At 61.4% G+C, this 25,597-nt stretch carries 28 protein-coding genes; 16 read left to right on the plus strand and 12 right to left on the minus strand.

What is annotated here, in order from left to right; all coding sequences use genetic code 11:
- The gene (locus MOV63_RS18850) at nt 1-2,004 is read right to left on the minus strand and encodes a GAF domain-containing protein (protein ID WP_247035673.1); all 2,004 of its coding nucleotides are present in this window, start codon (nt 2,002-2,004) and stop codon (nt 1-3) included.
- Nucleotides 2,005-2,322: 318 nt separating this feature from the next.
- On the opposite strand from MOV63_RS18850, the gene MOV63_RS18855 reads away from it, so the two are divergent.
- Nucleotides 2,323-3,651 carry an aspartate aminotransferase family protein gene (locus MOV63_RS18855; protein WP_038549485.1) on the plus strand — a complete coding sequence of 443 codons (1,329 nt, stop codon included), beginning with the start codon at nt 2,323-2,325 and terminating at the stop codon, nt 3,649-3,651.
- A gap of 247 nt (nt 3,652-3,898) precedes the next feature.
- On the opposite strand, the gene MOV63_RS18860 is transcribed toward MOV63_RS18855, so the two are convergent.
- Nucleotides 3,899-4,738, minus strand: a complete 840-nt coding sequence (locus tag MOV63_RS18860) for an alpha/beta fold hydrolase (protein WP_247035676.1) — start codon at nt 4,736-4,738, stop codon at nt 3,899-3,901.
- 275 nt (nt 4,739-5,013) lie between these two features.
- Between MOV63_RS18860 and MOV63_RS18865 the strand changes: the two genes are divergently transcribed.
- Both MOV63_RS18865 and MOV63_RS18870 read left to right on the plus strand, forming a co-directional pair.
- Entirely contained in the window at nt 5,014-5,454 is a 441-nt protein-coding gene (locus MOV63_RS18865) for a MarR family winged helix-turn-helix transcriptional regulator (RefSeq protein ID WP_247035678.1), read from the plus strand.
- 278 nt (nt 5,455-5,732) lie between these two features.
- A complete protein-coding gene (locus MOV63_RS18870) occupies nt 5,733-6,839 on the plus strand; it encodes a branched-chain amino acid ABC transporter substrate-binding protein (protein WP_038544344.1) in 1,107 nt (368 codons plus the stop codon).
- A 79-nt stretch (nt 6,840-6,918) separates the two neighbouring features.
- On the opposite strand, the gene MOV63_RS18875 is transcribed toward MOV63_RS18870, so the two are convergent.
- Nucleotides 6,919-7,380 (minus strand): Lrp/AsnC family transcriptional regulator, encoded by a 462-nt coding sequence (locus tag MOV63_RS18875; protein ID WP_247035680.1) that lies wholly within the window; start codon nt 7,378-7,380, stop codon nt 6,919-6,921.
- 99 nt (nt 7,381-7,479) lie between these two features.
- Here MOV63_RS18875 and MOV63_RS18880 point away from each other — a divergent pair, with 99 nt between their 5' ends.
- The 5 genes from MOV63_RS18880 (at nt 7,480) to MOV63_RS18900 (ending at nt 11,212) form a co-directional block, all read left to right on the plus strand.
- On the plus strand, nt 7,480-8,439 hold the full coding sequence (locus MOV63_RS18880; RefSeq protein WP_247035682.1) for a threonine/serine dehydratase: 960 nt from the start codon (nt 7,480-7,482) through the stop codon (nt 8,437-8,439).
- Between the two features lie 83 nt (nt 8,440-8,522).
- Complete coding sequence (gene ade, locus MOV63_RS18885) at nt 8,523-10,220, plus strand: adenine deaminase (protein WP_247035684.1); 1,698 nt, start codon at nt 8,523-8,525, stop codon at nt 10,218-10,220.
- A gap of 301 nt (nt 10,221-10,521) precedes the next feature.
- Nucleotides 10,522-10,767, plus strand: a complete 246-nt coding sequence (locus MOV63_RS18890) for a DUF4160 domain-containing protein (protein ID WP_247035686.1) — start codon at nt 10,522-10,524, stop codon at nt 10,765-10,767.
- Nucleotides 10,748-10,993, plus strand: coding sequence for a DUF2442 domain-containing protein (locus MOV63_RS18895; protein ID WP_247035696.1), 246 nt, complete (start codon nt 10,748-10,750; stop codon nt 10,991-10,993). The genes MOV63_RS18890 and MOV63_RS18895 overlap by 20 nt, the downstream gene beginning before the upstream one ends.
- Nucleotides 10,994-11,011: 18 nt before the next feature.
- Nucleotides 11,012-11,212, plus strand: a complete 201-nt coding sequence (locus MOV63_RS18900) for a hypothetical protein (protein ID WP_247035698.1) — start codon at nt 11,012-11,014, stop codon at nt 11,210-11,212.
- 17 nt (nt 11,213-11,229) lie between these two features.
- Here the strand turns inward: MOV63_RS18900 and MOV63_RS18905 are convergent, their stop codons facing one another.
- The gene (locus MOV63_RS18905) at nt 11,230-11,568 is read right to left on the minus strand and encodes an Atu4866 domain-containing protein (RefSeq protein ID WP_247035701.1); all 339 of its coding nucleotides are present in this window, start codon (nt 11,566-11,568) and stop codon (nt 11,230-11,232) included.
- A complete protein-coding gene (locus MOV63_RS18910) occupies nt 11,561-11,698 on the minus strand; it encodes a hypothetical protein (protein WP_172723807.1) in 138 nt (45 codons plus the stop codon). The genes MOV63_RS18905 and MOV63_RS18910 overlap by 8 nt, the downstream gene beginning before the upstream one ends.
- 208 nt (nt 11,699-11,906) lie before the next feature.
- Here MOV63_RS18910 and MOV63_RS18915 point away from each other — a divergent pair, with 208 nt between their 5' ends.
- From MOV63_RS18915 to MOV63_RS18930, 4 genes are all read left to right on the plus strand, one after another.
- On the plus strand, nt 11,907-12,809 hold the full coding sequence (locus MOV63_RS18915; RefSeq protein ID WP_247035703.1) for an AraC family transcriptional regulator: 903 nt from the start codon (nt 11,907-11,909) through the stop codon (nt 12,807-12,809).
- Nucleotides 12,810-12,887: 78 nt separating this feature from the next.
- Nucleotides 12,888-13,313 (plus strand): helix-turn-helix transcriptional regulator, encoded by a 426-nt coding sequence (locus MOV63_RS18920; protein WP_247035706.1) that lies wholly within the window; start codon nt 12,888-12,890, stop codon nt 13,311-13,313.
- Nucleotides 13,310-13,843, plus strand: a complete 534-nt coding sequence (locus MOV63_RS18925; protein WP_247035708.1) for an SRPBCC family protein — start codon at nt 13,310-13,312, stop codon at nt 13,841-13,843. The genes MOV63_RS18920 and MOV63_RS18925 overlap by 4 nt, the downstream gene beginning before the upstream one ends.
- 105 nt (nt 13,844-13,948) lie before the next feature.
- Complete coding sequence (locus MOV63_RS18930) at nt 13,949-14,362, plus strand: GFA family protein (RefSeq protein ID WP_247035710.1); 414 nt, start codon at nt 13,949-13,951, stop codon at nt 14,360-14,362.
- Between the two features lie 7 nt (nt 14,363-14,369).
- Here MOV63_RS18930 and MOV63_RS18935 read toward each other — a convergent pair whose 3' ends face one another.
- Nucleotides 14,370-16,019 (minus strand): alpha-glucosidase family protein, encoded by a 1,650-nt coding sequence (locus MOV63_RS18935; RefSeq protein WP_247035712.1) that lies wholly within the window; start codon nt 16,017-16,019, stop codon nt 14,370-14,372.
- A 156-nt stretch (nt 16,020-16,175) separates the two neighbouring features.
- On the opposite strand from MOV63_RS18935, the gene MOV63_RS18940 reads away from it, so the two are divergent.
- Nucleotides 16,176-17,090 (plus strand): sugar kinase, encoded by a 915-nt coding sequence (locus tag MOV63_RS18940; RefSeq protein WP_247035714.1) that lies wholly within the window; start codon nt 16,176-16,178, stop codon nt 17,088-17,090.
- Between the two features lie 155 nt (nt 17,091-17,245).
- Nucleotides 17,246-17,764: a DUF3324 domain-containing protein gene (locus MOV63_RS18945; RefSeq protein WP_247035716.1), complete on the plus strand. Its 519-nt coding sequence runs from the start codon at nt 17,246-17,248 to the stop codon at nt 17,762-17,764.
- Between the two features lie 31 nt (nt 17,765-17,795).
- On the opposite strand, the gene MOV63_RS18950 is transcribed toward MOV63_RS18945, so the two are convergent.
- Both MOV63_RS18950 and MOV63_RS18955 read right to left on the minus strand, forming a co-directional pair.
- Nucleotides 17,796-18,203 carry an OsmC family protein gene (locus tag MOV63_RS18950; protein ID WP_247035719.1) on the minus strand — a complete coding sequence of 136 codons (408 nt, stop codon included), beginning with the start codon at nt 18,201-18,203 and terminating at the stop codon, nt 17,796-17,798.
- Nucleotides 18,204-18,295: 92 nt separating this feature from the next.
- Nucleotides 18,296-18,490, minus strand: a complete 195-nt coding sequence (locus MOV63_RS18955) for a hypothetical protein (RefSeq protein WP_247035721.1) — start codon at nt 18,488-18,490, stop codon at nt 18,296-18,298.
- A 175-nt stretch (nt 18,491-18,665) separates the two neighbouring features.
- Between MOV63_RS18955 and MOV63_RS18960 the strand changes: the two genes are divergently transcribed.
- Nucleotides 18,666-19,727 (plus strand): glycosyltransferase family 1 protein, encoded by a 1,062-nt coding sequence (locus MOV63_RS18960; protein WP_247035723.1) that lies wholly within the window; start codon nt 18,666-18,668, stop codon nt 19,725-19,727.
- Nucleotides 19,728-19,971: 244 nt separating this feature from the next.
- On the opposite strand, the gene der is transcribed toward MOV63_RS18960, so the two are convergent.
- A complete protein-coding gene (gene der / locus MOV63_RS18965) occupies nt 19,972-21,399 on the minus strand; it encodes a ribosome biogenesis GTPase Der (RefSeq protein ID WP_247035731.1) in 1,428 nt (475 codons plus the stop codon).
- Between the two features lie 31 nt (nt 21,400-21,430).
- Nucleotides 21,431-22,102, minus strand: a complete 672-nt coding sequence (locus MOV63_RS18970; protein ID WP_247035733.1) for a tetratricopeptide repeat protein — start codon at nt 22,100-22,102, stop codon at nt 21,431-21,433.
- Between the two features lie 265 nt (nt 22,103-22,367).
- Between MOV63_RS18970 and MOV63_RS18975 the strand changes: the two genes are divergently transcribed.
- Nucleotides 22,368-23,366 (plus strand): polysaccharide deacetylase, encoded by a 999-nt coding sequence (locus tag MOV63_RS18975; RefSeq protein ID WP_247035735.1) that lies wholly within the window; start codon nt 22,368-22,370, stop codon nt 23,364-23,366.
- 647 nt (nt 23,367-24,013) lie between these two features.
- Here the strand turns inward: MOV63_RS18975 and sbmA are convergent.
- Both sbmA and MOV63_RS18985 read right to left on the minus strand, forming a co-directional pair.
- Nucleotides 24,014-25,285: a peptide antibiotic transporter SbmA gene (sbmA, locus tag MOV63_RS18980; RefSeq protein WP_247035743.1), complete on the minus strand. Its 1,272-nt coding sequence runs from the start codon at nt 25,283-25,285 to the stop codon at nt 24,014-24,016.
- A gap of 129 nt (nt 25,286-25,414) precedes the next feature.
- Nucleotides 25,415-25,597: YbfB/YjiJ family MFS transporter (locus tag MOV63_RS18985; RefSeq protein WP_247035747.1), on the minus strand; the 183-nt coding region annotated here is incomplete at its 5' end.

The following is a 25,597-nucleotide window of genomic DNA, read 5'->3' on the forward strand; positions in this document are numbered from 1 at the left end:
TCAGTCTGCCTGTGCTAGCTGAAGGAGCACAGCTGTCATCTCAGCGCTGAACCCCGGTTGATCATAACTAACGAGAACACCGCCGGTTCCGATCAATCCCATGCGAATAAGTTTTGAGCCGAAACCCGTGCGCTCCGGCTGGCGTGGGGGCGGCCCGCCGGTTTCCCGCCAGGAGAGATAGAAGGTCGCGCCGTCTCCCGCGCCTTCAATGCGCCAGTCGATCGCAACCCTCCCCGTATCGTTCGAGAGCGCTCCGTATTTCACCGCGTTGGTCGTCAACTCGTGCAGCAGCAGGGAAAGCGAAAGCGAGCCCTTCGGCCCGAACCGAACGTTCGGACCCTGCGCGTCGATCCGGTCCCGCATGCCGATCCCGTTCATCGTTCGGTCGACGACGGCATAGACCGAGGCGCTCGTCCAGTTCTGCTCGAACAGGATGTCATGGGCAGTGCTCAGCGCATGCAGCCGCTTCTCGAAAGCCTCCACATGGTCGCGCTCGGTCACCGGCCGTAGCGTCTGGGTGGCGATCGCCTGCACCATCGACAGGGTGTTCTTCAGCCGATGGCTCATTTCCCTGCTGAGCATCTGCTGCTCCAGCTCGGCCTGAACCCGCGACATCGCGATCTGGATGCGGTTGCCGAAGCTGCGGACGAAGGAAATCTCTTCCTCCATCCAGGGATAAGGCTGGTCGTGATGGATGAAGGCGACCAGCCTGAAGCGCCCGAGTTCGAAGATCGGCACGTTGACGAGCACGCGGATGCCAAGCGCAAGAAGCGCCGGCGCGTGGTCGCGGGTGCGCGGATCGGTGGCGACGTCGGCGATGACAACGGCCTCCCCGCGCTTCAGGTCGTCGACAAAAGACCCGTAGTCTCGGAAATGGTGCAGTCCCGCAAGGCTTTTCACGCCCGGCGCGCACCATTCGGGCGGCACCGACACCGTCTCGTCCGCCGCGTTGACGATGCCGAAACCGGCGCGCGTCGCGTCAAGTGCCCTGGCCATCAGGTCGCCGGCGGCGATCGCCATCGATTCCATGTCGCTGAGGTCGCGCAGCCGATCGCCAAGATCGAGCAGGGCCTGCACGCGGGCAGCCTCCCGCTTGGCGGCGGTCACATCCCGGACGGTGCCGATCATCTTGACCGGGCGGCCTCTCTCGTCATGGCGGAAGCTGGCATTACGGGCGATCCAGCGCACGCCATAGCCCGGCACGCGAATGCGGTATTCGACGTCGAGCGGGGCACTCCCCTTCCGTCTGGTCGCGTCGCTGGACTGCAGGTCCTTGTCCTGCGGCAGGACCATCTCCTCGACCACTCGGGTGGGATAGATATCGGCGATAGGCAGGTGGAAAATGCGGCAGAACTCCCGTGACACCCGCATCATCGAGGTCCCGATATCAATTTCGAATGTGCCGACCCTTCCTGCCTCCTGGGCCGCCAGGCTCGCATTGACGCTGGAGCGAATATTGGCGCTGATCGACTTCTGGCGCCGGAACAGGTCATCCTTGCGCTGGGAAATACGCCGCATTTCGAGGAGCGCGATGACCTGCCGGGCAAGGGCCTGCAGCGCCGCCTTCTGCCCCTCCTCCAGGCCCTGCGGCCGCGGCTCGATATCGATGACGCAGAGCGTGCCGATCACCACCTCGTCGGGCGTGATTAGCGGCGCGCCGGCATAGAAGCGGATATACGGTTCATCGGTAACCAGCGTATTGGCGCGGGTGCGCCGATCAAGCTGCAGGTCTGGGATGACGAGCACGTCGGAACTGCCGAGCGCATGGGCGCAGACCGACTGCCCGATCGGCGTCTCGCACGCCTCGAAACCGATGCGCGCCTTGAACCACTGTCGGTCTTTCTCGACCAGGCTGACGAGCGCCACGGGCGTGCCGCAGAGCGTGGAAGCGACAAGCACGATATCGTCGAACTCCGGCTCCGGCTCGGTGTCCATGATATTATAGGCATCGAGCGCTTCCAGCCGCTCAAGATGGATTTGTTCGTTCGGATCGGGATCGGCCAATGAGGGTCTCGGAATAGAAGTTTCACGCGATATTGGCAGCTTTCTCCAAAAGACCAGAGAGACGCAATCAAATTTCACGACCGGTGGAAATCGCGTTGAAATCTTGAGCCTTTATCGAAATCCGTACCGATCGCCCCACCCAGCAACGCCAGCCCGAATCGATTTCGCTCCAACGCAGGAATTCGCAGCGGCCCTTTGTTCGAAGGCGGTTGACGCCTCCGATCCCCCTGATAATTTGACCATGCAGTCAAAACTTGGTGCAATGACGCCGACCGGGAAATGGCCACCCGAAGAAACCGAATGGCCATGGAGAATGTCATGTCCAACCGCCTGAATACCACGCCCAACGACCTGCGGGCGTTCTGGATGCCGTTTACGGCAAACCGCCAGTTCAAGCAGGAACCCCGCCTTTTCGTCGCTGCCAAGGATATGCATTACACGACCCATGACGGCCGACAGGTGCTCGATGCCACCGCCGGCCTCTGGTGCGTCAATGCCGGCCACTGCCGCCCGAAGATCACCGAGGCGATCCGCGAACAGGCCGGCGAGCTGGATTATGCGCCCGCCTTCCAGCTGGGCCACCCCAAGGCTTTCGAACTCGCCAATCGTCTGGTCGATATCGCGCCAGAAGGCATGAACCACGTTCTCTACACCAATTCCGGCTCGGAATCGGTCGAGACGGCGCTGAAGGTGGCGCTCGCCTATCACCGCGTGAAGGGCAACGGCTCGCGCTTCCGCCTGATCGGCCGCGAGCGCGGTTATCACGGCGTCAATTTCGGCGGCATCTCGGTCGGCGGCATCGTCTCCAACCGAAAGATGTTCGGCACGCTTCTGACCGGCGTCGACCATATGCCGCACACCCACCTGCCGGGCAAGAACGCCTTCACCAAGGGTGAGCCGGAACATGGCGGCGACCTCGCGACCGAACTGGAGCGCATCGTCACCCTGCATGACGCCTCGACCGTCGCCGCGGTCATCGTCGAGCCTGTCGCCGGCTCCACCGGCGTGCTGATCCCGCCGAAGGGTTACCTGCAGAAGCTGCGCGAGATCTGCACCAAGCACGGTATCCTGTTGATCTTCGACGAAGTCATCACCGGCTTCGGCCGCCTGGGCGCCCCGTTCGCGGCCCAGTATTTCGACGTCAAGCCGGACATCATCACCACCGCCAAGGGCCTTACCAACGGCGTGATCCCGATGGGTGCCGTGTTCGTCACCTCCGAGATCCACGACGCCTTCATGACCGGTCCGGAGCACATGATCGAGTTCATGCACGGCTATACCTATTCCGGCAACCCGATCGCCTCGGCTGCCGGCCTGGCGACGCTCGAAACCTACAAGGAAGAAGGCCTGTTCGACCGCGCCCGCGACATCGCCCCCTATTGGGAAGCGGGCCTGCATTCGCTGAAGGATCTGCCGAATGTCATCGATATTAGAAACCTCGGCCTGATCGGCGCCATCGAACTCGATCCGATTGCCGGCGAACCCACAAAGCGGGCCTTCACCGCCTTCCTCAAGGCCTACGAAAACGGCCTGCTGATCCGCACCACCGGCGACACGATTGCCATGTCTCCGCCGCTGATCGTCGAAAAGCACCATATCGACGAGATTTTTGGAAAGCTGCGCGAGATCCTGACGAGCAATATCTGAGGCGAAGTCGAAGCGGACGGAATCTGCCCCTCACCCTAACCCTCTCCCCGCGCGCGGGGCGAGGGGACGTGCCCGTTCCAGGCCGCTGCGATTGGGGCAGACCGGTGCGGCATATCCCTTCTCCCCGTCAGAACGGGGAGAAGGTGGCGACAGCCGGATGAGGGGCAGGCCTCGATTCGACACCCCTACGAAACAACCGAGGCGGCCCTGCGGCCGCCTCTCCATTTTCACATGAGACCTGGTCTGCTCAGCCCTTGAAGAAAGCCAGGAGATCCGCATTGATCACGTCGGCATGCGTGGTCGCCATGCCGTGCGGAAAACCTTCATAGACCTTCAGCGTACCGTTCTTGAGAAGCTTGACCGCAAGCAGGGCCGAGTCGGCGATCGGGACGATCTGGTCGTCGTCGCCATGCATGACGAGAACCGGCACGTCGATCGCCTTCAGGTCCTCGGTGAAGTCGGTTTCCGAAAAAGCCTTGATGCAATCGTAATGGGCCTTGGTGCCGCCCATCATGCCCTGCCGCCACCAATTGGCGATGACCCCTTCCGAAACGGTCGCGCCCGGACGATTGAAGCCGTAGAACGGGCCGGCTGGTACGTCGCGGAAGAACTGAGCACGATTGGCAGCAAGCACTGCGCGAAAACCGTCGAAGACTTCGAGAGGCAGGCCGCCCGGGTTATTTTCCGTCTTCAGCATGATCGGCGGCACGGCGCCCATCAGAACCGCCTTAGCCACCCGGCCACCGCCGCCATATTGGGCAACGTAGCGGGCAACTTCGCCGCCTCCGGTCGAATGGCCGACATGGATGGCGTTTTTCAAATCGAGATGGGCCGCAAGCTCGGCGACATCGGCAGCATAGGTGTCCATTTCATTGCCGGTTTCGGTCTGGCTCGAACGGCCGTGCCCGCGGCGGTCATGGGCGACGACGCGAAAACCCTGATGCAGGAAAAACAGCATCTGGGCGTCCCAGTCGTCGGCCGAAAGCGGCCAGCCGTGATGGAAGACGACCGGCTGGGCGTCCTTCGAACCCCAGTCCTTGTAGAATATCTGCGTGCCGTCCTTGGTGGTGATGAAATTGCTGGTCATGGTTCTCGTGTCCTTTCGAAACTGATTTTTCAATGACTGCGACATGAATGGCGGGCGCGGCAGTAAAAATGGCCGACCAGACATTCATAGTACCGTTGCGTGTCGTTCCTTTGAACCGCACCCTTCGGATTATCGCGATCTCCATACCTCGATATTTGTTATCGCGATAAACATATGGGTAGCGGCATTCTGTGATCCTGTCTACAAAAATATTTATCGCGATATCAAAATTATGCTATACGTCGCGAAGAACCTGGAACAGCACCGGAGCAAGCATGCCCGCCTCCCCCCTTCCGCCGCTCGACGAGCAGCTCTGCTTCTCGCTCTATACGGCCCACATCGCCATCAATCGCGTCTATAAGCCAATGCTCGACGATATGGGCATCACCTATCCGCAATACCTCGTCATGAGCGTGCTCGGCGAACAGGACGGCTCGACGATCGGCACGATCGCGGAAAGGCTGGGCCTGGAATCGAGCACTATCACCCCGCCCGTCAAGCGGCTCGAACAGGCCGGACTGCTGGAGCGCCGCCGCAGCAAGACCGACGAGCGCCAGGTGCATGTCTGGTTGACCGACGCCGGCCGTGCCCTGATCGCGAAGAGCACATGCCTTGGCGAAACGTTGATCGAACGTTCCGGCATGACTCCGAAGGAATTCCAGGCCTTCAACCGTCAGGTCCGCACCTTCCTCGGCGCTCTGGAGCGCAAGGACTAGTTTCATCGGGAATCACGGAAACCGGCAAACATCCGCAATTTCCGGGCAATCCTTGACGAAAACCACAAAATTCGCGGCCGTTTTGTTATCTTCTTGCGGAAATCTGGCGGAATTCATACAGAATTGGTGGCCGGTCGCCGAAAGCCAAACATGGCTCGGCACGGTATCGACCGCATCGCTTTCCGTCCTTGGCACGACCGCGCCCGGCGCGACATCGAAGACGGAAGGCAGGGATGCGGCGTTCACCGCGGGCTTGAGCCCCATCCAAGGAGACCAAAATGAACCTCAAGACGTTTCTGGGAGCGACAGCACTCGCCTCGCTGACCTTCGCACCGCTTGCTCATGCCGATATCGTTATCGGCCTGATCGCCCCGCTCACCGGCCCTGTCGCGGCCTACGGTGACCAGGTCAAGAACGGCGCCGAAACCGCCATTGCGGAAATCAACAAGAAGGGCGGCATTCTCGGCGAAAAGGTTGTCCTGAAGGCGGCCGACGACGCAGCGGAACCCAAGCAGGGCGTTTCCGCCGCCAACCAGCTGGTCGGCGAAGGCATCCGTTTCGTGGTCGGTCCGGTGACGTCAGGCGTCGCCATGCCGGCTTCCGATGCGCTTGCCGAAAACGGCGTGCTGATGGTCACACCCACCGCCACCACACCGGCCCTCACCACGCGCGGCCTCACCAACGTGTTCCGCACCTGCGGCCGCGACGACCAGCAGGCCGTGGTCGCCGCCAATTACGTCTTGAAGACCTTCAAGGATAAAAAGGTCGCGATCATCAACGACAAGGGCGCCTATGGCAAAGGCCTCGCCGATGCCTTCAAGGCGGCGCTGAATGCCGGCGGTGTCAAGGAAGTGCTCGATGACGCCGTCACTCCGGGCGACAAGGATTTCAGCGCGCTGACAACCCGCCTGAAATCGCAGAATGTCGACGTGATCTATTTCGGCGGTTACCACCCGGAAGGCGGCCTGCTCGCCCGCCAGCTCGCCGATCTCGGCGTCAAGGCGACGATCGTCGGCGGTGACGGCCTGTCGAACAGCGAGTTCTGGAACATCGGCACCAAGGCCGCGGCCGGCACGGTGTTCACCAACGCGTCCGACGCCACCAAGAGCCCGGATTCCAAGGCTGCCGCCGAAGCGCTCGCCGCCCGCAAGATCCCCGCAGAAGCCTTCACGTTGAACGCCTATGCCGCCGTCGAAGTGATCAAGGCCGGCATCGAAAAGGCAAAGAGCGCCGAGGATACGGAAGCGGTGGCCGCGGCCATCAAGTCCGGCGAACCGATCGCCACCGCCATCGGCAAGCTCACCTATGGCAAGACAGGCGACCTCACCTCGCAGAGTTTTTCCCTGTTCAAGTGGGAAGACGGCAAGATCGTCGCCGCCGAGTGACATCTTTCAAATCGCATGACCAGCGGGCGCCTTCGGGCGCCCGTTTGTTTTGAGCCTCGTTCTCGGACGCCGGCTGGGCTCACTCGACATGCACCGCCAGCGTCCGCTTCAACGTCTTCAGCACGACGCTCGTCGTGAATTTGCGGATATTCGGGTTCATCTCCATCATCCGGTCCGCCAGCACATCGAAATGCTCGACGGACTGGACCAGGATTACCAGCGTGAAATCGCCCCGGCCGGACGTACCCCAGGCCTCCTGCACCTCCGGCGTATCCGCCACCCAGCGCAGGAAAGGCGGCATGAGCTCCGGCCGGTCGCGCTCCAGTTCCACCTCGACCAGCATGGAAACCGCCATCCCGACCTTTTTCGGATCGACGATCGAAACATCCCGCAGGATCACCTTGTCCTCCCGAAGCTTCTGCAGCCGCCGCTGTGCCGAGGACGGCGACAGACCCACATGCTCGGCCAGTTCGTTCAAGGTGATGGTTGCATCCTTCTGCATGAGCTTGAGGATTTCGTGATCGGCTTTCGTCAGTGCCATGAGAGGACTTCCCGGCTTTAAAGCAAATTCCGGGAAATATTCCTGGTTATGAGCATGACTTCAGGAATTCTACCGGCTTTTCGTTGGCATCTTAACGCCATGACACAGAACCAGCCACACCCTTCCGTCGACGGTATTCTCGCTGCTTCGAAAAGCATCGATCCCGTCTTCACCAACAGCCCGTTGATCGAGCAGCAGACGGCCAATGCGGCTCTCGGCCTTCGCCTCCTTGCGAAGGTGGAGACGCTCAATCCGATCCGATCCTTCAAGGGACGCGGCACCGACTGGTGGATGCAGAACGAACCGGCTGGCGACCACCCCGTCGTCTCCGCCTCCGCGGGCAATTTCGGCCAGGGGCTCGCCTATGCCGGCCGGGCGCGCGGACGCGGGGTGGTGATCTTCTCCGCCACCACGGCCAATCCCGGCAAGGTCGAGGCTATGCGCCGGCTCGGCGCCGACGTGCGGCTGGAAGGCAGTGATTTCGACGCCGCCAAGGCCGCCGCGCGTGCCTATGCGCAAGCGAATGGCTGCCCCTTTGTCGAAGACGGCGCATTGCGGAGTATAGCCGAAGGTGCAGGCACGATCGCACTGGAAATCACCGAGCGTCTCTCCCGGCAAGCCATCGAACTCGACGCCATCCTCGTGCCGCTCGGCAATGGCGCGCTTCTGGCCGGGATCGGCGCCTGGATACGCGCCAAGGCACCGAACTGCCAAGTCATCGGTGTGGTCGCCGCCAATGCGCCAGCCATGAAGCAATCTCATGAAACCGGCCGGCTCATCTCGACGAAAACCGCAGCAACCGCAGCTGATGGCATCGCGGTTCGAGAATGCGTTCCTTACGCATTGGACTGCATGAGAACGACCGTCGACGAGGTCTGGGAAGCGAGCGAAGCGGCCATCCGCCAGGCGCGGGAATTCTGCCGCCTCCATTACGGCCTTGTCGTCGAGGAAGCCGGCGCCGCCGGCATTGCAGGTCTTCTGGAAAACGGCGGGAACCTCAAAGGCCGAACAGTCGCCACCATCCTCTGCGGCGGCAATGTCCGCACGGATATCGCATGACGTCTCGCCTGCATCGATCGCCTCTCCCTGTTTCCCCGTTGAACGGCTAGGTTAGGCGACCGATTCAGCGCGAGGAGCCTGCCATGACCACCCGTCTCGAAACCCTCATCGACCAGGGCACCGGCCGCGAACCCGCCGATATCGTGCTGAAAGGCGGAAAGTTCTTCGATCTCGTCACCGGCGAACTCGTCGCCTCCGACATCGCCATCAGCAGTGACCGTATCGTCGGCACCTGCGGCAACTATACTGGCAAGATTGAAATCGACGTTTCCGGCAGGATCGTCGTACCGGGTTTCATCGACACCCATCTTCACATCGAAAGCTCTCTGGTCACCCCGCACGAATTCGACCGCTGCGTCCTGCCCTACGGCGTCACGACCGCGATCTGCGATCCGCACGAGATCGCCAACGTGCTCGGCACAGAAGGCATTCAGTTCTTCCTGGATTCCTCGCTGGAAACGATCATGGACATCCGCGTCCAGCTCTCCTCCTGCGTGCCCGCGACCCATCTAGAGACGGCCGGCGCCGACCTGCCGATCGAAAAGCTGCTGCCCTTCCGCGATCACCCCAAGGTCATCGGCCTTGCCGAGTTCATGAACTTCCCGGGCGTCATTTATAAGGACCCGATCTGCCTCGCCAAACTCGACGCCTTCTACGGCGACCATATCGACGGTCACGCGCCGCTGCTGCGCGGCAATGATCTGAACGGCTATCTCTCCGCCGGCATCCGCACCGAACACGAATGCACCACCGCCGAGGAGGCGCTCGAAAAGATCCGCAAGGGCATGCATATCCTGGTGCGCGAAGGCTCGGTGTCGAAAGACCTCCACGCGCTGATGCCGCTCCTCACCGAGCGGCTGTCACCCTATCTGGCGCTCTGCACCGACGACCGAAACCCGCTCGACATCGCCGAACAGGGCCATCTCGACTATATGATCCGCACCGCGATCGCCCACGGCGTCGAACCACTCGCCGTCTATCGCGCCGCCTCCATCTCAGCCGCCAAAGCCTTCGCCCTGCGCGACCGCGGCCTCGTCGCACCCGGCTGGCGGGCTGATCTCGTCGTGGTCGACAGCCTCGAAAACTGCAAGGCAGAGATGGTGTTCTCCGCCGGCCGCAAGGTCACCGACGAACTTTTTGCCACCCGCAGACCCGTCGCCCCGGTCGGTCTCGACAGCGTCAAGGCGCGTCCCGTCCAGGCGATGCATTTCGGCGTGCCCTTCACGGAGGGCGAAACGCCGGTCATCGGCGTGATGCCGGGCAAGATCATCACCGAACATCGCCGCTACCGCCTGCCCGCAAACGGCAACCAGACCTGCGTCGATCTCGACCGCGACATCATCAAGGTCGCGGTCATCGAGCGGCATGGCAAGAACGGCAACCATGCCAATGGTTTCGTTCAGGGTTTCGGATTGAAGAAGGGGGCGATCGCCTCGACCGTCGGGCATGACAGCCACAATATCTGCATCGTCGGCGTCAGCGAGGACGACATGGCGATGGCTGCCAACCGGCTCGGCGAAATCCACGGCGGCTTCGTGGTGGTCGAGGACGGCAAGGTCACCGGCGAGATCGCCCTGCCCATCGCGGGCTTGATGAGCCTCGAACCCTATGAAGTGGTGCGCGATACCCTCCACCACCTCCGCCAGGCCGCCTACGCGCTCGGCACCACGCTCCAGGAACCCTTCCTCCAGGTCGCCTTCCTGCCGTTGCCGGTCATTCCCCACCTGAAGATTTCCGACAAGGGCATGGTCGATGTGGATAGGTTTGCGCTGATCGGGTGAGGCACCTCCGACCATGTAGTTCCGGATCGATGGTCACCGACGTAATTTCGATGAAACGTTTCTCGATTCAAAGGCACGTGCCTTTTTCTGAAGAACGCGTTCCCATTTGAGTGCGACCTCAAATTATCACTAGCATGCGAATGGGAGGAGCTTTGTTAGAAAACCCAAATGGTAAGCTGCGCTTGAACGGTGTTGGAACTTAGCGATCCCGCTCATCCCACGTAGAAAATATTGGCTTTCGCACTGAACGCGCCTTAGCATCATCAATAATCGACAGGTCTATTTCGTTCGGAGATTTGAAATGCCTGCCGTCTTCCGCTCTGGAAATCTTAAGTTCTACTTCTACTCCAACGAAGGCGACCCGCGTGAACCTGTGCACGTCCATGTCCGAGGCGGCGGAGCGAATGCGAAGATCTGGTTGGAGCCGACCATAGGAGTGGCGGAAAGCGACGGCTTCAACAGCCGTGACCTGTCTGCTATTATCCGGCTCGTCATCGACAATCGTTCTCTGATCAAGCGGGTATGGCATGAGCATTTCGGCAACTGAGGTGAAATTCGACGACGACACCATGTGGGTCTCGCTTAACGACGGCCGCACACTGGGCGTGCCGCTTGCCTGGTTTCCCCGTCTCCTCCTTGCGAAACCAGCCGATCGCCGAAACTTCGAACTGAGCCCGGGCGGCATCCACTGGGATGATCTCAACGAAGACATCTCCATCGCCGGCCTTCTGGAAGGTCGTGGCGACAGGACGATGAAGCGCCCTGCCGCATAAATCCTACCGAGATCGCCCGTGAGCAAACTCGAGCAAATCAAAAAAGCAATTGCTCATTTGGGCCAGAAAGAATTCGAGGCGTTTTCGCTCTGGTTCGAGGAATTTCAAGCCGAACGCTGGGAACGGCGGATTGAGAGCGACGATGCCGAAGGCAAATTCGATCGCCTCGCGGAGGAAGTCCTGACCGAATTCCGGGCTAGCAAGACAAGGCCGCTTTAAGCAGGCACCGCCTCCCCTCACCGCCGCCGCAACACCATCCCCCCATGATAGAGCACTCCGTCGCGAAAATCGCCGTCGGCGGTGAAACCGGTGTCGTCCTTGTAGTCGATATGGTCGCCGGTCACCCAGTAGCGGCCCTCATAGGCCTTTTCGCGGGTGCCGCGCGCTTCCACATAACGGCCGTTCGGCAGCAGTTCGTGACGGATGTGGTTGTCCTCGGTCACCCACATTCCGGCATAGTGATGTTCGGTCATGGTTTTCTCCTCTTGCCTGATGTCGTGTGCAAGCGCCGTGAGGGTCGCGGCGAAGGTGAAAGCCGCAAATGCCAGGGGCGCGCGAAAATATCGTTCAGCCATTGAGATATTCCCTCCTGAGCATCCGTTCGCGGCGGCGTCTTTCCGTGCCGCGGGAGCGTTTGAGGAAACCGCCGGCAAAATCGGCGGCCCAATGGAAGGGGCTTTCAAGTAAGCGCTGAAAATTGCTCATCACCATCTCCATTTGCATCCGGGCTGGTCGATCGGACGAGCCGAATATGGTCGAAAGCAGCGGGCGAGCGGTAGACCAGTCCTCCGGCATGATTGCACGATCCTCCGAAGCTCAATTGAAATGGCCACCGGCGCCACCATATGATGCCCACACCAAACCGCAGACATCCCGTATTTCTCAGCATTCACACCTCCCCACGAGGCCCAGGATGGAAAAACTCGATCAACTCGCCCGGCTGATTGCACAAAACACCGATGGCGACGGCGTGTTCGAAACGGCGATCCCGCGCCTGTCGGTGATCCGGATGTCGAAGCCGACCGAGCCGCTGCATGCCATCCATCAGCCGGCGGTGTGTATCATCGCGCAAGGGGCGAAACAGGTCATGCTGGCCGACGAGATCTTTCGCTACAGCCCCGGCCAGTATCTGGTCGTCTCGGTCGACATGCCGGTCACCGGCCAGGTCATCGAGGCTAATCAGGACAAGCCCTATCTCTGCCTGCGCCTCAATCTCGACCTGAAGCTGCTGAGCGAGATGCTAGTGGACATGCCGGCTGTGCCAGGTCTGCCGAGCATACGCAAGAAATGCATCGGCCTCAGTCACACAACCCCGGAATTCCTGGATGCCGCACTCCGCCTCGCTCAGCTTCTCGATAAGCCCGATGAGATCGCCTATCTCGCACCGCTGATCGAGCGGGAACTGATGTTCCGGCTGCTGCGTGGCGATCAGGCCGAGATGATCCGCCAGATCCTCGCCCCTGAAAACCGGCTGCAGCAGGTCAACCGGGCGATTTCCTGGATCCGCCAGAACTTCTCCGCTCCCTTTTCGATCGAGCAGGTCGCAGTCGAAGCGCGCATGAGCACGTCTTCGCTGCACCAGCATTTTCGCGAGGTGACGGCGATGAGCCCGCTGCAATACCAGAAGCAGCTGCGCCTGCAGGAGGCCCGCCGCCTCATCCTCGGCAAGGCGATGGATGCAGCCACCGCCGCCCATCAGGTCGGCTATGACAGCCCTTCGCAGTTCAGCCGCGAATACCGCCGCCTGTTCGGCGCCCCGCCGATCCAGGATATCACCAGGCTCAGAAGCGAACCTGCCCGTTACGCCGAGGCCTGATCCGCTCGATTCCCTCGTTTCAAAAATTATTCAACCGATCGGTTGACAATAAAATCGCAGGCGCGCATATTCAACCACATGGTTGAGTTAAGCACATATCCGATCGATACGGTCTTTCACGCCCTGAGCGACGGCACGCGCCGCCGCATGCTCCGCGAGTTGGCGCAGGGCGAGCGCACCGTCAGCCAATTGGCCGAGCCGCACGACATGTCGCTCGCGGCGGCCTCGAAACACATCAAGGTGCTGGAAGGCGCCGGGCTGATCCGCCGCGAGATTCACGGCCGCACCCATCTCTGCCGCCTCGAACCCGGCCCGCTTGCGACCGCCCACGAATGGCTCACCTTCTATGAGCGCTTCTGGACCAACAGGCTCGATATCCTGGAACGCCTTCTCAGGGAGGAGGACGCTCAAAAGAGCGCCCGGGACGAAATCCAGAAGAATCCGTTGAAATCCCCTGCCCCACGGAAATCTGAAACTGAACCTGAAACGGGAGAAGACCAATGAGCGACATGACATCGTTGAACAAATACGGCGCTGTGGCCGAACCTTTCGCCTTCAGCATCCAGCGCCGGTTGCCCGGCCCCATCGAACGGATCTGGGACTACCTCACCGACAGCGATCTTCGCCGCCAATGGCTCGCATCGGGCGTCATACCGGCACAGGCGGGTAGTTCCTTCGAACTCACCTGGCGCAACGACGAACTGGCCGGCTCGGCCGAAGGCAGACCGGAAGGTTTTCCCGCCGAACACAGCATTCAGAGCGAGGTGATCGCCTTCGAGCCTCCGCATCGCCTCGTCTTCTCCTGGCCGCCACGCGGCGAGGTCAGCTTTGAACTTCAGCCGGCCGGCAGCGAAATCCTGCTCACCGTCACGCACCGGCGGATCTCCGATCGCCGCAACATGGTCATGGTCGGCGCCGGCTGGCACATGCACCTCGACATCCTTGTCGCCCGGGCGACCGGCGCCAAGCCTGAACCGTTCTGGGAAGGCTGGAGCCGCCTCAAGGAAGAATACGACCGCCGCATCCCGGCCTGAAGCACCGTTGTCGCCTCCGCCCCATGGTCCAGGGACGCCCCGGAGAGTCGGGGCGGAGGTTTCAGCCAAAGGTCCGCGATGAGGCCATACCCATGGAGATAAGATATGAGCACCCTTTTTACGGGCGGATGCGCCTGTGGCGCAATTCGTTATGAAATCTCCGCCGAACCGGCGGTCATGGTCGATTGCCAGTGCCGCCAGTGCCAGCGCGAAAGCGGCACCGGCCACGCTTCCCACCTCACCTTCCCAAGCGCTGCCGTCAAGGTCGAGGGCAATGCAACCCATTGGGAGGCGACCGGCGACGGTGGAACCGTCAAAAGGCGAGCCTTCTGCCCCACCTGCGGTTCGCCGGTCTACATGACGTTCCCTGCCATGCCGGATTACTTCGTCGTCCGCGCCGGCAGCCTCGACGATCCGAGCCGGTACAAGCCGCAATTCGTGACCTGGCACGCCGCCGGCCACGCATGGGACCACCTCGATCCGGCCCTGCCGAAATTCGAGAATATGCCGACGGCTTGAAGGACCGTCACACCCGCGCGCAGAACACGTCGAGGGCGTCGAGCCTCACCACGCCCTTTTCAAGCCGTGACATGAAGCCCGGCAGGTTCACGGGCAGGATTTCGCCAAGCCGTTTCGGCAGGGTGAAATCCTGGGGCCCGCGGGTCAGGTTAAAGATGAACAGCAGCTTTTCGCCGCCTTTCTCGCGCACGAAGGCGAGCAGGTCCTGATTGGTATCGAGGAAGGTCATGTCGCCGTCGACAAGCGGCGGATGCGCTTTGCGGAAGGTAAGTGCCGCCCGGTAATGGTGCAGCACCGAATCCGGCAGCGCCTCCTGCGCATCGACGGCACGGCGCGCATGTTCGCCCGGAACCGGCAGCCAGGTCTTCGAACCGGTGGTGAAGCCCGCATGCGGTTCGCTTGCCTCCCACGCCATCGGCGTGCGGCATCCGTCACGGCCCTTGAAGGCCGGCCAGAAGCGGATCCCGTAGGGGTCGCGCAAATCTTCGTAGGAAAGCTCCGCCTCGGTCAGCCCCAGCTCCTCGCCCTGATAGAGGCAGATCGAACCGCGAAGGACCGAAAGCAGCGTGATCGACAGTTTTGCGACGCGGTCCTGCTCCGCCGGGGACTCGGCGAAACGAGTCACGTGGCGGATCACGTCATGGTTGGAAAACGCCCAGCAAACCCAGCCATTGCTGACGGTATCGGCAACCGTCGTCATCACCTTGCGGATATAGGCCGCATCGAAGGCAGGCCCTAGGAAATCGAAGGTGTAGCACATGTGCAGCTTGTCATTGCCGGTCGTGTAGAGCGCCAGCGTCGAAAGTGAACGCGGCCCGTCTCCCACCTCGCCCACCGTCGCGCGCCCCTCGTAGCTGTCGAGCAGCGCTCTCAGCCGTTTCAGGAAGTCGATATTTTCTGGCTGCGTCTTGTCGTAGAGGTGGTTCTGCATGGAATAGGGATTGGTATCCGTCTCCATGCCCGCACCGTCCGTGTCGTAGACCATCGGCGGGTTGTTGCGCAGCTGCTTGTCGTGGAAATAGTAGTTGACCGTATCGAGCCGGAACCCGTGCACCCCGCGGTCGAGCCAGAAACGCACCGTGTCCAGCATGGCGTTCTGGACATCGGGATTGTGGAAGTTGAGGTCCGGCTGGGCGATCAGGAAGTTGTGCATGTAATATTGCTTGCGCACCCCGTCCCATTCCCAGCCCGGCCCGCCGAAGATCGACAGCCAGTTGGTAGGCGCCGTGCCGTCCGGCTTCGGATCGGCCCAGACATACCAGTCGGCCTTGGGATTGGTGCGGCTGGAGCGGCTTTCGACGAACCACGGATGCCGGTCGGACGTGTGGGAAATCACCTGGTCGATGATCACCTTCAGCCCCAGGCGCTCCGCCTCCGCCATCATCTCGTCGAAGTCGGCAAGCGTGCCGAACATCGGATCGACATTGCAGTAGTCCGAGACGTCGTAGCCCATGTCGGCCATCGGCGAGGTGAAGAAGGGCGAAAGCCAGATCGCGTCGACACCGAGCGAGGCGACATGCGGTAGGCGGGCGGTGATACCCTTGATGTCGCCGATCCCGTCGCCGGTCGTGTCCTGAAAGGAGCGCGGATAGATCTGGTAGATCACCGCGCCGCGCCACCAGTTTGCATCGACCGCCTTCACCGCTTGTGTCGCCATCTTTGGACTCTCCTTCCGGTAAATGTTCCAGGCCAACCTAGTGCCCCCGGCTTAAAAGACAACGCAAAAGCAAGGCTCTGCGAAGTTCCGGATCCACTCTCTTGCCACGGCTGAAACTTCGGCCTATGCGAGTTTCAAAATACGGGAGGAATGCAATTGGGCGGACGGCTTCTTTCGATCGGCGAATGCATGGTGGAGCTGTCGCAGGCGGGCGAAGGCCTGCTGCGCAAGGGCTTTGCCGGCGACACCTTCAACACTGCCTGGTATGCCCGCGCCTGCCTGCCGGCCGAATGGTCGGTGGATTATTTCACCGCAGTCGGCGACGACCCCCTGTCGACCGAAATGCTGTCGATGATGCGGGACGCCGGTATCGGCACGAGCTTCATCCGCCGCATCGAAGGCAAGACGCCCGGCCTCTACCTGATCACGCTGAAGAACGGCGAACGCACTTTCAGCTATTGGCGCGACACCGCCGCCGCCAAAAAGCTCGCCGACGATGCCGACCATCTGCGCGCGGCAATCGAAGCCGCCGACATCCTCTATTTCTCTGGCATCACACTGGGTATCCTGGCGCCCGAAGCAATCGAGACGCTATTGTCGGAACTGCGCCGAGCCAAAGCTTCCGGCAAGACCGTCGCCTTCGACCCCAACATCCGCCCCCGTCTCTGGCCGAACAGGGACTATATGCTGCAGACGATCGAGGCAGGCGCCCGGGCGGCCTCGCTGGTCCTGCCGAGCTTCGACGACGAGACCACCCATTTCGGCGATGCAACGGTCGCAGATACCATCGCCCGTTATCATGCGCTCGGCGTCGAAAACGTCGTGGTCAAGAACGGCGCGGATGGCGCGACGCTGAGCTTCGCCGGCACCGCATCCATCCACGTCCCTTCGGTCAGGGCAGACCAGCTCGTCGACACCACCAGCGCCGGCGACAGTTTTAACGGCGCCTTCCTCTCCCGCCTCATCCGCGGCATCCCGCCGGCACAGGCCGCCGCCTACGGCGCCTCGGTCGCGTCCGTCGTCATCGGCCACCACGGGGCGCTGATCAGCCCGGCGCTGCTGCCGGGCTGAAACGCCGACGGAGATGACCGGCAGCGACCGACGACGGAGACCGAGATCGGCGCCAGATCTCCGTTGTTTTCCGCGCCCGCGTCATAAATCAATTTTCAGTCATTCTGTGAAAGGCTTGGGGCGATTAAACGATCGCTCCCAATGAGGAAATGAAAATGCGCATCGCCCTTGCCTTCCTGACCGTCCTGGCCCTATCCCCGACGGCACACTCCGCCCCGATCGACGCCCTGACCAAGGCCGAAACGAAGACCTATGAGGCATGGGGAAAGCTCGGCCTGACGGAACGGCTGGTGACTTTCGTCACCGCGCCCTCGACCGGCTACGGCATCTACCAGGAAAAGCAGTCCAGCATTTTCAAGCCGGGTGAAAAGGTCATCACCTATGTCGAACCAATCGGATTTGGGTGGAAAGAGCTTCCTCACGACATGTACGAACTCAATTTCGTATCGGACCTGAAGATCAAGGCCGCGAACGGCGAGGTCATGCTCGACCAGAAGGCGTTCTCCACCAATGTCCTCCAGAGCCACAACGCCAACATGGAATTCTCGATGGATTTCACCCTGACGCTGACGGGGGCGCCGGCAGGCAAATACACGCTGACCTACACGATCCACGACATGAGCGGCGACCAGACCTCGACTTTCGATCAGGAATTCACCATCGCCGCCAACTAACCACCCCGGCGCCGGCTGCCTCGCCCAGAGGTCAGCCGGCGATCCGGAATGACACCGGAAAGCCCTGCATCACCGAATTGGCGACCGTGCAGATGCTTTTGGCGCGTTCGATCAGCGCCCCGGTGTCGGAGCCATCGCCCGAAGTGCAGATGACGTCGAGCTCGGCGCCTACCGCGACAAGCGGCGTGCCGTCGAGCTGCAGGGTGACGCTGACCGCGATATCCTCGATATCGATATTCATCTCGTGCGCCGCGTATCTCAGATCGTTGCAGAAACACCCGCCGATCGCCAGCGCCAGAAGCTGTCCACCATTGAACCCGAGATTGCGCCCGCCAGCCTTGCCCTCCGCCCGGTCGACGACGATCGTATGGCTGCCGGCCCAACCGAGCGCCGCCTCGGTTCCAGCCACGTTGCGAAGCTCGACGGTCGATGAAATCATGAGCAATCCTCCGCTCTCACGCCATGTCGGTGTGAATGAAATCCCCGCCCTTTTTTTGTAGGCGATCCTTTGTCCGATGCTCGCGGTAAATATTAGAGATCGTCCCAGAGCTCGTCCAGGAACGCCTTCTGGTCAAAGTCCGGATTGGAGGGGCCGAGTGTATTGGCCATGGCACATGCTTCCGCCAGCCGGTTCTCGACCGACGCTTTCTCTCCTACCCGTTCAGGAGGGGATGGGAGTGTAAGCGGCCCCTCGGCGCAGTCTTCTTTCTTAATGGAAAAAGGCATGGAGATATCTCCTTAGCGGGAGCCGTATATCACCTCGAGTATTGTCCGGCAATTCAGCCACCAGGTGCCCGCCACGCCCCCTTCATCAGCCTGTAACAAACTTTCCCGATAGAAGGCTGAAAACGTGTCCGTTGGCGCGAGTCGTGGACGGATCGGCAACCGGGTTCGGCCTTCCATGACAAGAATAACCATCGTGACGGATGCCTGGTACCCTCAGGTGAACGGCGTCGTCCGTTCGATCGAGAATACCAATCGGGAACTTGCCCAGATGGGCGTCGACGTGACGATGGTGACGCCGCAGGACTTTACCAGCGTTCCCTGCCCCACCTATCCGGAAATCCGCCTTTCGGTCGCTACCTACTGGCAGATCGCCAGCGCCATTCAGGCCTCGATGCCGACCGCCGTTCACATCGCCACCGAAGGTCCGCTCGGACTGCTCGCCCGCCGCTGGTGCCTCAAGAACAACATCCCCTTCTCGACCAGCTATCACACCCGTTTTCCGGAATATGTGGCTGCGCGCTTCCCCATCCCGGTCCGCTGGCTGCACGGCTTCGTGCGCTGGTTCCACAATGCCGGCAATGGTTGCATGGTGGCGACCGCCAGCCTCGAACGCGAGTTGTCCAAGCTCGGCCTCAAAAACCTGCTGCACTGGAGCCGCGGCATCGACCAGACGATGTTCCACCCGATGGATCTCGACGATCGGCCCTTCGACCTGCCGCGCCCGATCTTCATGACCGTCGGCCGCGTCGCGGTGGAAAAGAACCTGCCGGCCTTCCTCGATCTCGATCTGCCCGGCTCCAAGGTCGTGGTCGGCGACGGCCCGGCGCGCGCCGATCTGCAAAAGCGGTATCCGAACGTGCTGTTCACCGGCATGAAGACCGGCGAGGATCTCGCCCGCGCCTATGCCCAGGCCGACGTCTTCGTCTTCCCGTCGAAGACCGACACGTTCGGCAACACGATCCTTGAGGCGCTGGCCAGCGGCGTGCCGGTCGCCGCCTACCCGGTCACCGGCCCGATCGACATCATCGAGGACGGGTCTGGCGCCGGCGCGCTCAACGAAGATCTCCGCCTGGCCTGCCTTGCGGCACTCGGCTGCTCGCGCGAAAATGCAAGGCAGCTCGCCCGCAAGTTCACCTGGGAAGCGGCATCGAAACAGTTTTTAAACAATGTGCTGATCGCCCAAGGGCGGCCGAAACTGCCGGCCCCACGGGGTGGAATTCGGCCTTCGGCGGTGTAGTCGCAGCCCTCACGCGGCTCTCGCCTTTGGGCTGCCCCTCATCCGCCCTACCGGGCACCTTCTCCCCGTTTTGACGGGGAGAAGGAAACGATGCCGCACCGCTTTCGCCAGCCTCATCGCTGCAAAAAAGTTGGCCGCACTCCAATGGAGCGGTTTGAACTGAGAGCTTGCGGCTTGCATCCTTCTCCCCGTCAAAAACGGGGAGAAGGTGGCGGGCAGCCGGATGAGGGGCAATGAAGCCCCCTCACCGCTTCTTCCTGCGTCCCTCGAAGGGATTCTCACCCGCCTTGAAATGCATGCGGATCGGCACGCCGGGAATATCGAAATCGGCGCGCAAGCCGTTGATCAGGTAGCGGATATAACTTTCCGGCAGCGCGTCCGGCCTGGTGCAGGACACCATGAAGGCCGGCGGGCGGGCCTTGACCTGGGTCATGTACTTGAGCTTCAGGCGGCGGCCGGAGACGGCCGGTGGCGGATGCTGGGTCTGCACGCCGTCGAGCCAGCGGTTCAGCCTGGCGGTCGAGATGCGCTTGTTCCACACCTTGTCGGTGTCGATGATGCTCTGCATCAGCTTGTCGAGCCCGTAGCCCGTCTGGCCGGAAATCGGCACGGCGCGCAAGCCCCGCGCCTGCGGCAGCAGCCGCTCGGTCTTTTCGCGGAGATCCGCAAGCACCGCCTGCGTATCCTCGACCAGGTCCCACTTGTTGAAGGCAAGCACCGCGGCCCGGCCTTCGCGCAGCACCAGGTCGACGAGCTGCAGGTCCTGCTTCTCGAACGGAATGGTCGCGTCGAAGACGATGACCACCGTTTCGGCAAACCGGATCGAGCGCAGCGCGTCGGCAACCGAGAGCTTCTCGAGCTTTTCCTGGACGCGCGCCTTCTTGCGCATGCCGGCGGTGTCGAACATCTTGATTGTGCGGTCGCGCCATTCCCATTCGACTGAGATCGAGTCGCGGGTAATGCCCGCTTCCGGGCCGGTCAACAGCCGGTCCTCGCCGAGGAAACGGTTGATCAGCGTCGACTTGCCGGCATTCGGGCGGCCGATGATGGCGACGCGCAGCGGCTTGGTCTCGTCGTATTCCGGCTCGGCCTCGTCCTCGCCCTCGTCCGCAAAATCGGAATCCCGGACGTCGATATTGGTCTCCGCCTCGTCATCGTCTTCCGGAAACGCCCGCTCCTCGCCGAGCGCCTCGACGATCGCGTCGCGCAGGTCGATCATGCCCTGGCCGTGCTCGGCCGAGATCGGCACCGGCTCGCCGAGACCCAGCGTATAGGCATCGTAGAAACCGGCGTCGGAACCGCGCGCTTCCGACTTGTTGGCGACCAGCACCACCGGCTTGCCACTGCGGCGCAGCAGCTCGCCGAAGGTCTTGTCGAGCGGCGTCAGGCCGAACTTGGCATCGACCACGAACAGCGTCAGGTCGGCGTCGTCGACAGCAGCCTCGGTCTGGGCGCGCATCCGGCCTTCGAGCGTTTCCGGCCCGGCCTCTTCGAGACCGGCGGTATCGATGATCGTGAATTTGAGGTCGATGAGCTTCGCGTCGCCCGGACGGCGATCGCGGGTGACGCCCGGCGTGTCGTCGACAAGCGCCAGCTTCTTTCCAACCAGGCGATTGAAAAGCGTGGACTTGCCGACGTTCGGGCGTCCGACGATGGCGACGGTGAAGCTCATTCTGTATCCTTAAAGCCCTGGGCGAAAACCGTCAGGGCGCCTTGCCTGAAGAGGCGATGTTGTCGAGCATGATCTGCGCGCGGTTGGCAACATTGCGCGGCGCAGAGGCGTCATTGGCGATCTGCTGGAACCATTCCTTGGCCTGCGCGATCTTGCCGCCCTTGTAGGCGGCCAGACCAAGCGCCTCGCGGGCGGAATTGGCAAGCGGATTGGCCGGCACGGCCATGGCCTGCACTTCGGCGGCCACCTGTTCATAGGTGCCGTTGTCGATCAGCAGCCAGGCGGCGCGCATCCGGGCGAGGTCGCGCATGGACTGCGGCGCCTTGGCGTCCTTGCCGACCGCCGAGAAGGTGGCGATCGCCCCGGTGGCGTCGCCCTTGGACTGCTGCACCGAGCCGGCGCGCAGCTTGGCGAGCACGGGATAGGCGCCGCTGCCGTCCTTTTCGAGCGCGCCGAAGGCGGCCAGTGCCTCATCGTTCTTGTTTTCCGAAGCAAGCTTCAGGGCCGCCAGGAAACGGTCGCCCGATTGCGAAGAATTATGCGTGTTCCAGTATTCATAGCCACGATAACCAGCCGTACCGACGACGATCAGCACGGCGACCGCGATCACAATCCTGCCGTAACGCTGCCATGCACCCCTGAACTGATCGGAACGAAGCTCCTCGTTCACTTCGCGAATAAAACTGTCGTCGTCCTGCGCCATCAAAGTCTCCGGCCCAACCGGCCCATCATGCGGAAAAGCGCCTTCTAGCCTATTTTCCCGGAGATGTAAGGCCCCCCTTAACTCCCGTCGCGCAAAAGTGGTCACCGGTTTTGCAAAGTCGGCAAGCGCAACCCCGAAAACATCCGCTCGGAACACTCGTGGGCGACCTTTCGGGCGGAATCCACACTTAAACCTGACCGCTCAAAGCTTCGCCTTATTCTGCGGCCACAAAGCCCGCTGCCCTTCGCCATGATTCAGGTACCTTATGCGTTCGCTTGCCCTTCCCCTCGCCGTCTGTCTTCTCGCAGCGCCCTTCGCAGCCAGCGCCGCCGACAATACCGCTGGCAAGCCGAAACAACTGGTGATGGTCTCGTTCGACGGCGCCGGCGCCAACAACCTCTGGCAGCGCAGCCGTGATCTCGCCAGGCGCGCCAATGCCCATTTCACTTACTTTCTCTCCTGCACACTGGTGATCGAGCGCGCCAATGCCAAAAGCTATCAGGGGCCGAACGAGAAGCCGGGCAAGTCGAATATCGGCTTTGCCCAAACGGCCGCAGAAGCTCACGAACGGCTCGGCCACATCTGGCAGGCGCATCTCGAAGGCCACGACATTTCCAGCCATACCTGCGGCCATTTCGACGGCAAGGACTGGACGGCGGCAGATTGGACCGCCGAGTTCAACACCTTTCACGACGTGCTGACCAATGCCTGGAAGGCGGCCGGCGCCGGATCGGAGGAGCCGGCCGGCTGGAAGGATTTCGTCGCGACCGGGATCAATGGTTTCCGCGCGCCCTATTTTTCCACCAGCCCCGGCCTGGTCGAAGCCGAAAGACGGGCCGGCATCCGCTATGATGCCAGCCTCGTCACCAAGGGACCGGTCATGCCGGAGGAAAAGGGCGGGCTCATCCGTTTCGGCCTGCCGCTCATTCCAGAAGGCCCGTCCAATCGGCCGATCATCGCCATGGACTACAACCTCTTCATCCGCCATTCCGGCGGCATCGACAATCCGAGCAGTACCGTCGAATTCGAGGAACGCGCCTATTCCGCCTTCAAGGCCGCCTTCGACAAGGAATATGACGGCGACCGCATCCCCCTCCAGATTGGCCTGCATTTCGTCGAAATGAACGGCGGCGCCTATTGGCGGGCGATGGAACGGCTGGTGACGGAAGTCTGTGGAAAGCAAGACGTGGCCTGCGTCAGTTATTCGGAGGCGATCAGGCTGATCCACGAGCGGGAGAAGCCACGGGTGGCATCGGGGCTGTAGGGTTCAGGCTGGGTTCGTGAGGCTGGGGCGATACAGGACCCTCCCGGCCTGCACGCATAAAAAACCCCTCCCGCCCTGCCGGGCACCCTCCCCACAAGGGGGAGGGAGATCTGCCGCGATGTCGGCGCCAAATGACGGATGTCAGGGCGTACCGTCTCCCCGCCAGTCATTGCTATGAACACGTCTGTGAATGATAGGCGCTTCGTTTGGAGCGGTGAGCGCACGGCATATGTCCCTCCCCCTTGTGGGGAGGGTGGCCGGCAGGCCGGGAGGGGTCTTTGCCGGGGACGATTTTCCCTGTCCACAAAAATCAGCCCAACCCCGTCAACGCCTTACCCAGATCCACTTCCCCGTCCATCCCCGCCTCCCGAACCCGCGCCATAATCACCCCGTCATCGGATGGGAAACCGGGTTCGCGAACCGGCATTCTCCTCAAGGGTTTTCGGACCCCGGTTTCCGGTGATGGCCGTCGAATGTGGTGGAACGGGAACTGACAACTCCCAAAAAGCTGCAGCAACCGGCCGGGGCAGGCAAAACCACCTACCTCCCACATACTCGATACCGCCTGCCCCAATCCCAGACCAAAACCGCGCCGGAGTGACGTCCGGCGCGGCCCAAAATGCTGTTCTAAAAACCTGCGGACGAAATCAATACGGCCGGTCGGCCGCGATCTCGCCGGCTTCGGCTTCCCGCTCCAGATAGTGCTGGTCGATTTCCGGCAGCGGCTTGTCTTCGATGGCGGCTTCGAAGGCCTTCAGACGTTTGTGGATGGACAGCAACTCGATGATCGTCGTCCAGGAACTGACGAGATACTGGAAAGAGTTGCTTACCTGTCCGAAGGCAGTCAATATCTGCTGAAATATACCATAGGTAATCTTGTGAGCGACAATGGTGGGGATAAGCATAATTATAAGGAAATTCGCATCTGCCTGTATATAAAAGTATCGCGCAATATTGAAATAGAGATAATGCCAATACATCCGGAAATAATTCTTCCGCACATTGGAATAAAGCTCCCTTACAGTGAGGGGCTGAGCACGGTCGGCGTGATCTTCGCCGTAAACCAGTTCCTTTCGATAGGCGGCTTCGACGCGCTGATTGCGGAAGTTCAAGCCCGGAAGCTTAATGCCGACCGTTGCCAGAAGGACGGTACCAAAGGCCGACCAGAAAATCGCCAGCCAGAACAGCGCATGCGGTATCTCACCGATAACTGGCAACTCGGAGACATAACTCGACAGACCGAACAGAATCGGCAGGAAGACGATCAGCGTCATCACCGAATTAATTAGGTTGATGCCCAGTCCCTCCAGGGTGGAGGAAAACCGCATCGTGTCTTCCTGGACACGCTGGGAGGCGCCTTCTATATGGCGCAGCTTTTCCCATTTCGACATGTAGAAGTCGTTCAGCGCCGTACGCCAGCGGAAGATGTAGTGGCTGGTGAAGAAGTCCGTCAGAATTGCAACACCCATGCTCAGGAAAGCGATCTTAGCGAATACGATCTGAAGATCGTAGAAATCCCAGACCGTAATACCTTCCTTACCCGCTAAAGCATTCTGCAGCAGATCGCCGAAGGGGCGGCGGAAATTATTAATGACGACCGAAACCTGAACGCTGAAATAGGTCACCGCGATGATCAGCAGCGAACCCCAGATCGACCAGCGCTTCCAGGAATGATCCCTGGCGACGACGGTCCAGACGCCCCCGAACAGCACCAGGCAGACCGCGAAATACGCATAAAACCAGAGATTAGCAGGCACCAGGAAATAGGAAAGATCGTAAGGTTCCCGCTCCGGCATCACATATCCGAAGGATGCGCCAAGACCGTCGAAGACGAAATACCAGGCCAGGATGGTAACAATGGCCCAAACGACGCCCGAAAGTGCGAACAGTTTCGGCCGGGGAAAGAAGGAGTGGAACACGGAGCTTTGGCTTTCCTGAGTTCGAGTCGGCGGGATGTCGGAAACGACTGTTGAGCCGGAAACTAAGGCAGTTCCAAGGGAGCGGCAATGGCCCCGTCATTTTGTTACGCAATTGTAACCACGGGATTATTAGGAAGCGCTGCGCGCAACCGGGAGTGCGAGGAGAACGCACACGACAAGGGCCGCCGCCGCAAGAAGCGTCGGGGCGACGAAACTGCCGCTCCCTTGAGCGATCCAGCCGGCGACCAGCGGGCCGATGATCTGGCCGGTGCCGAAGGCGGCGGTGGCGGAGGCGAGTGCCCGGCGCGGGCT

Origin of the sequence: Neorhizobium sp. SHOUNA12A (genome assembly GCF_023006505.1) — a bacterium.
Classification (GTDB): Bacteria; Pseudomonadota; Alphaproteobacteria; order Rhizobiales; family Rhizobiaceae; genus Neorhizobium.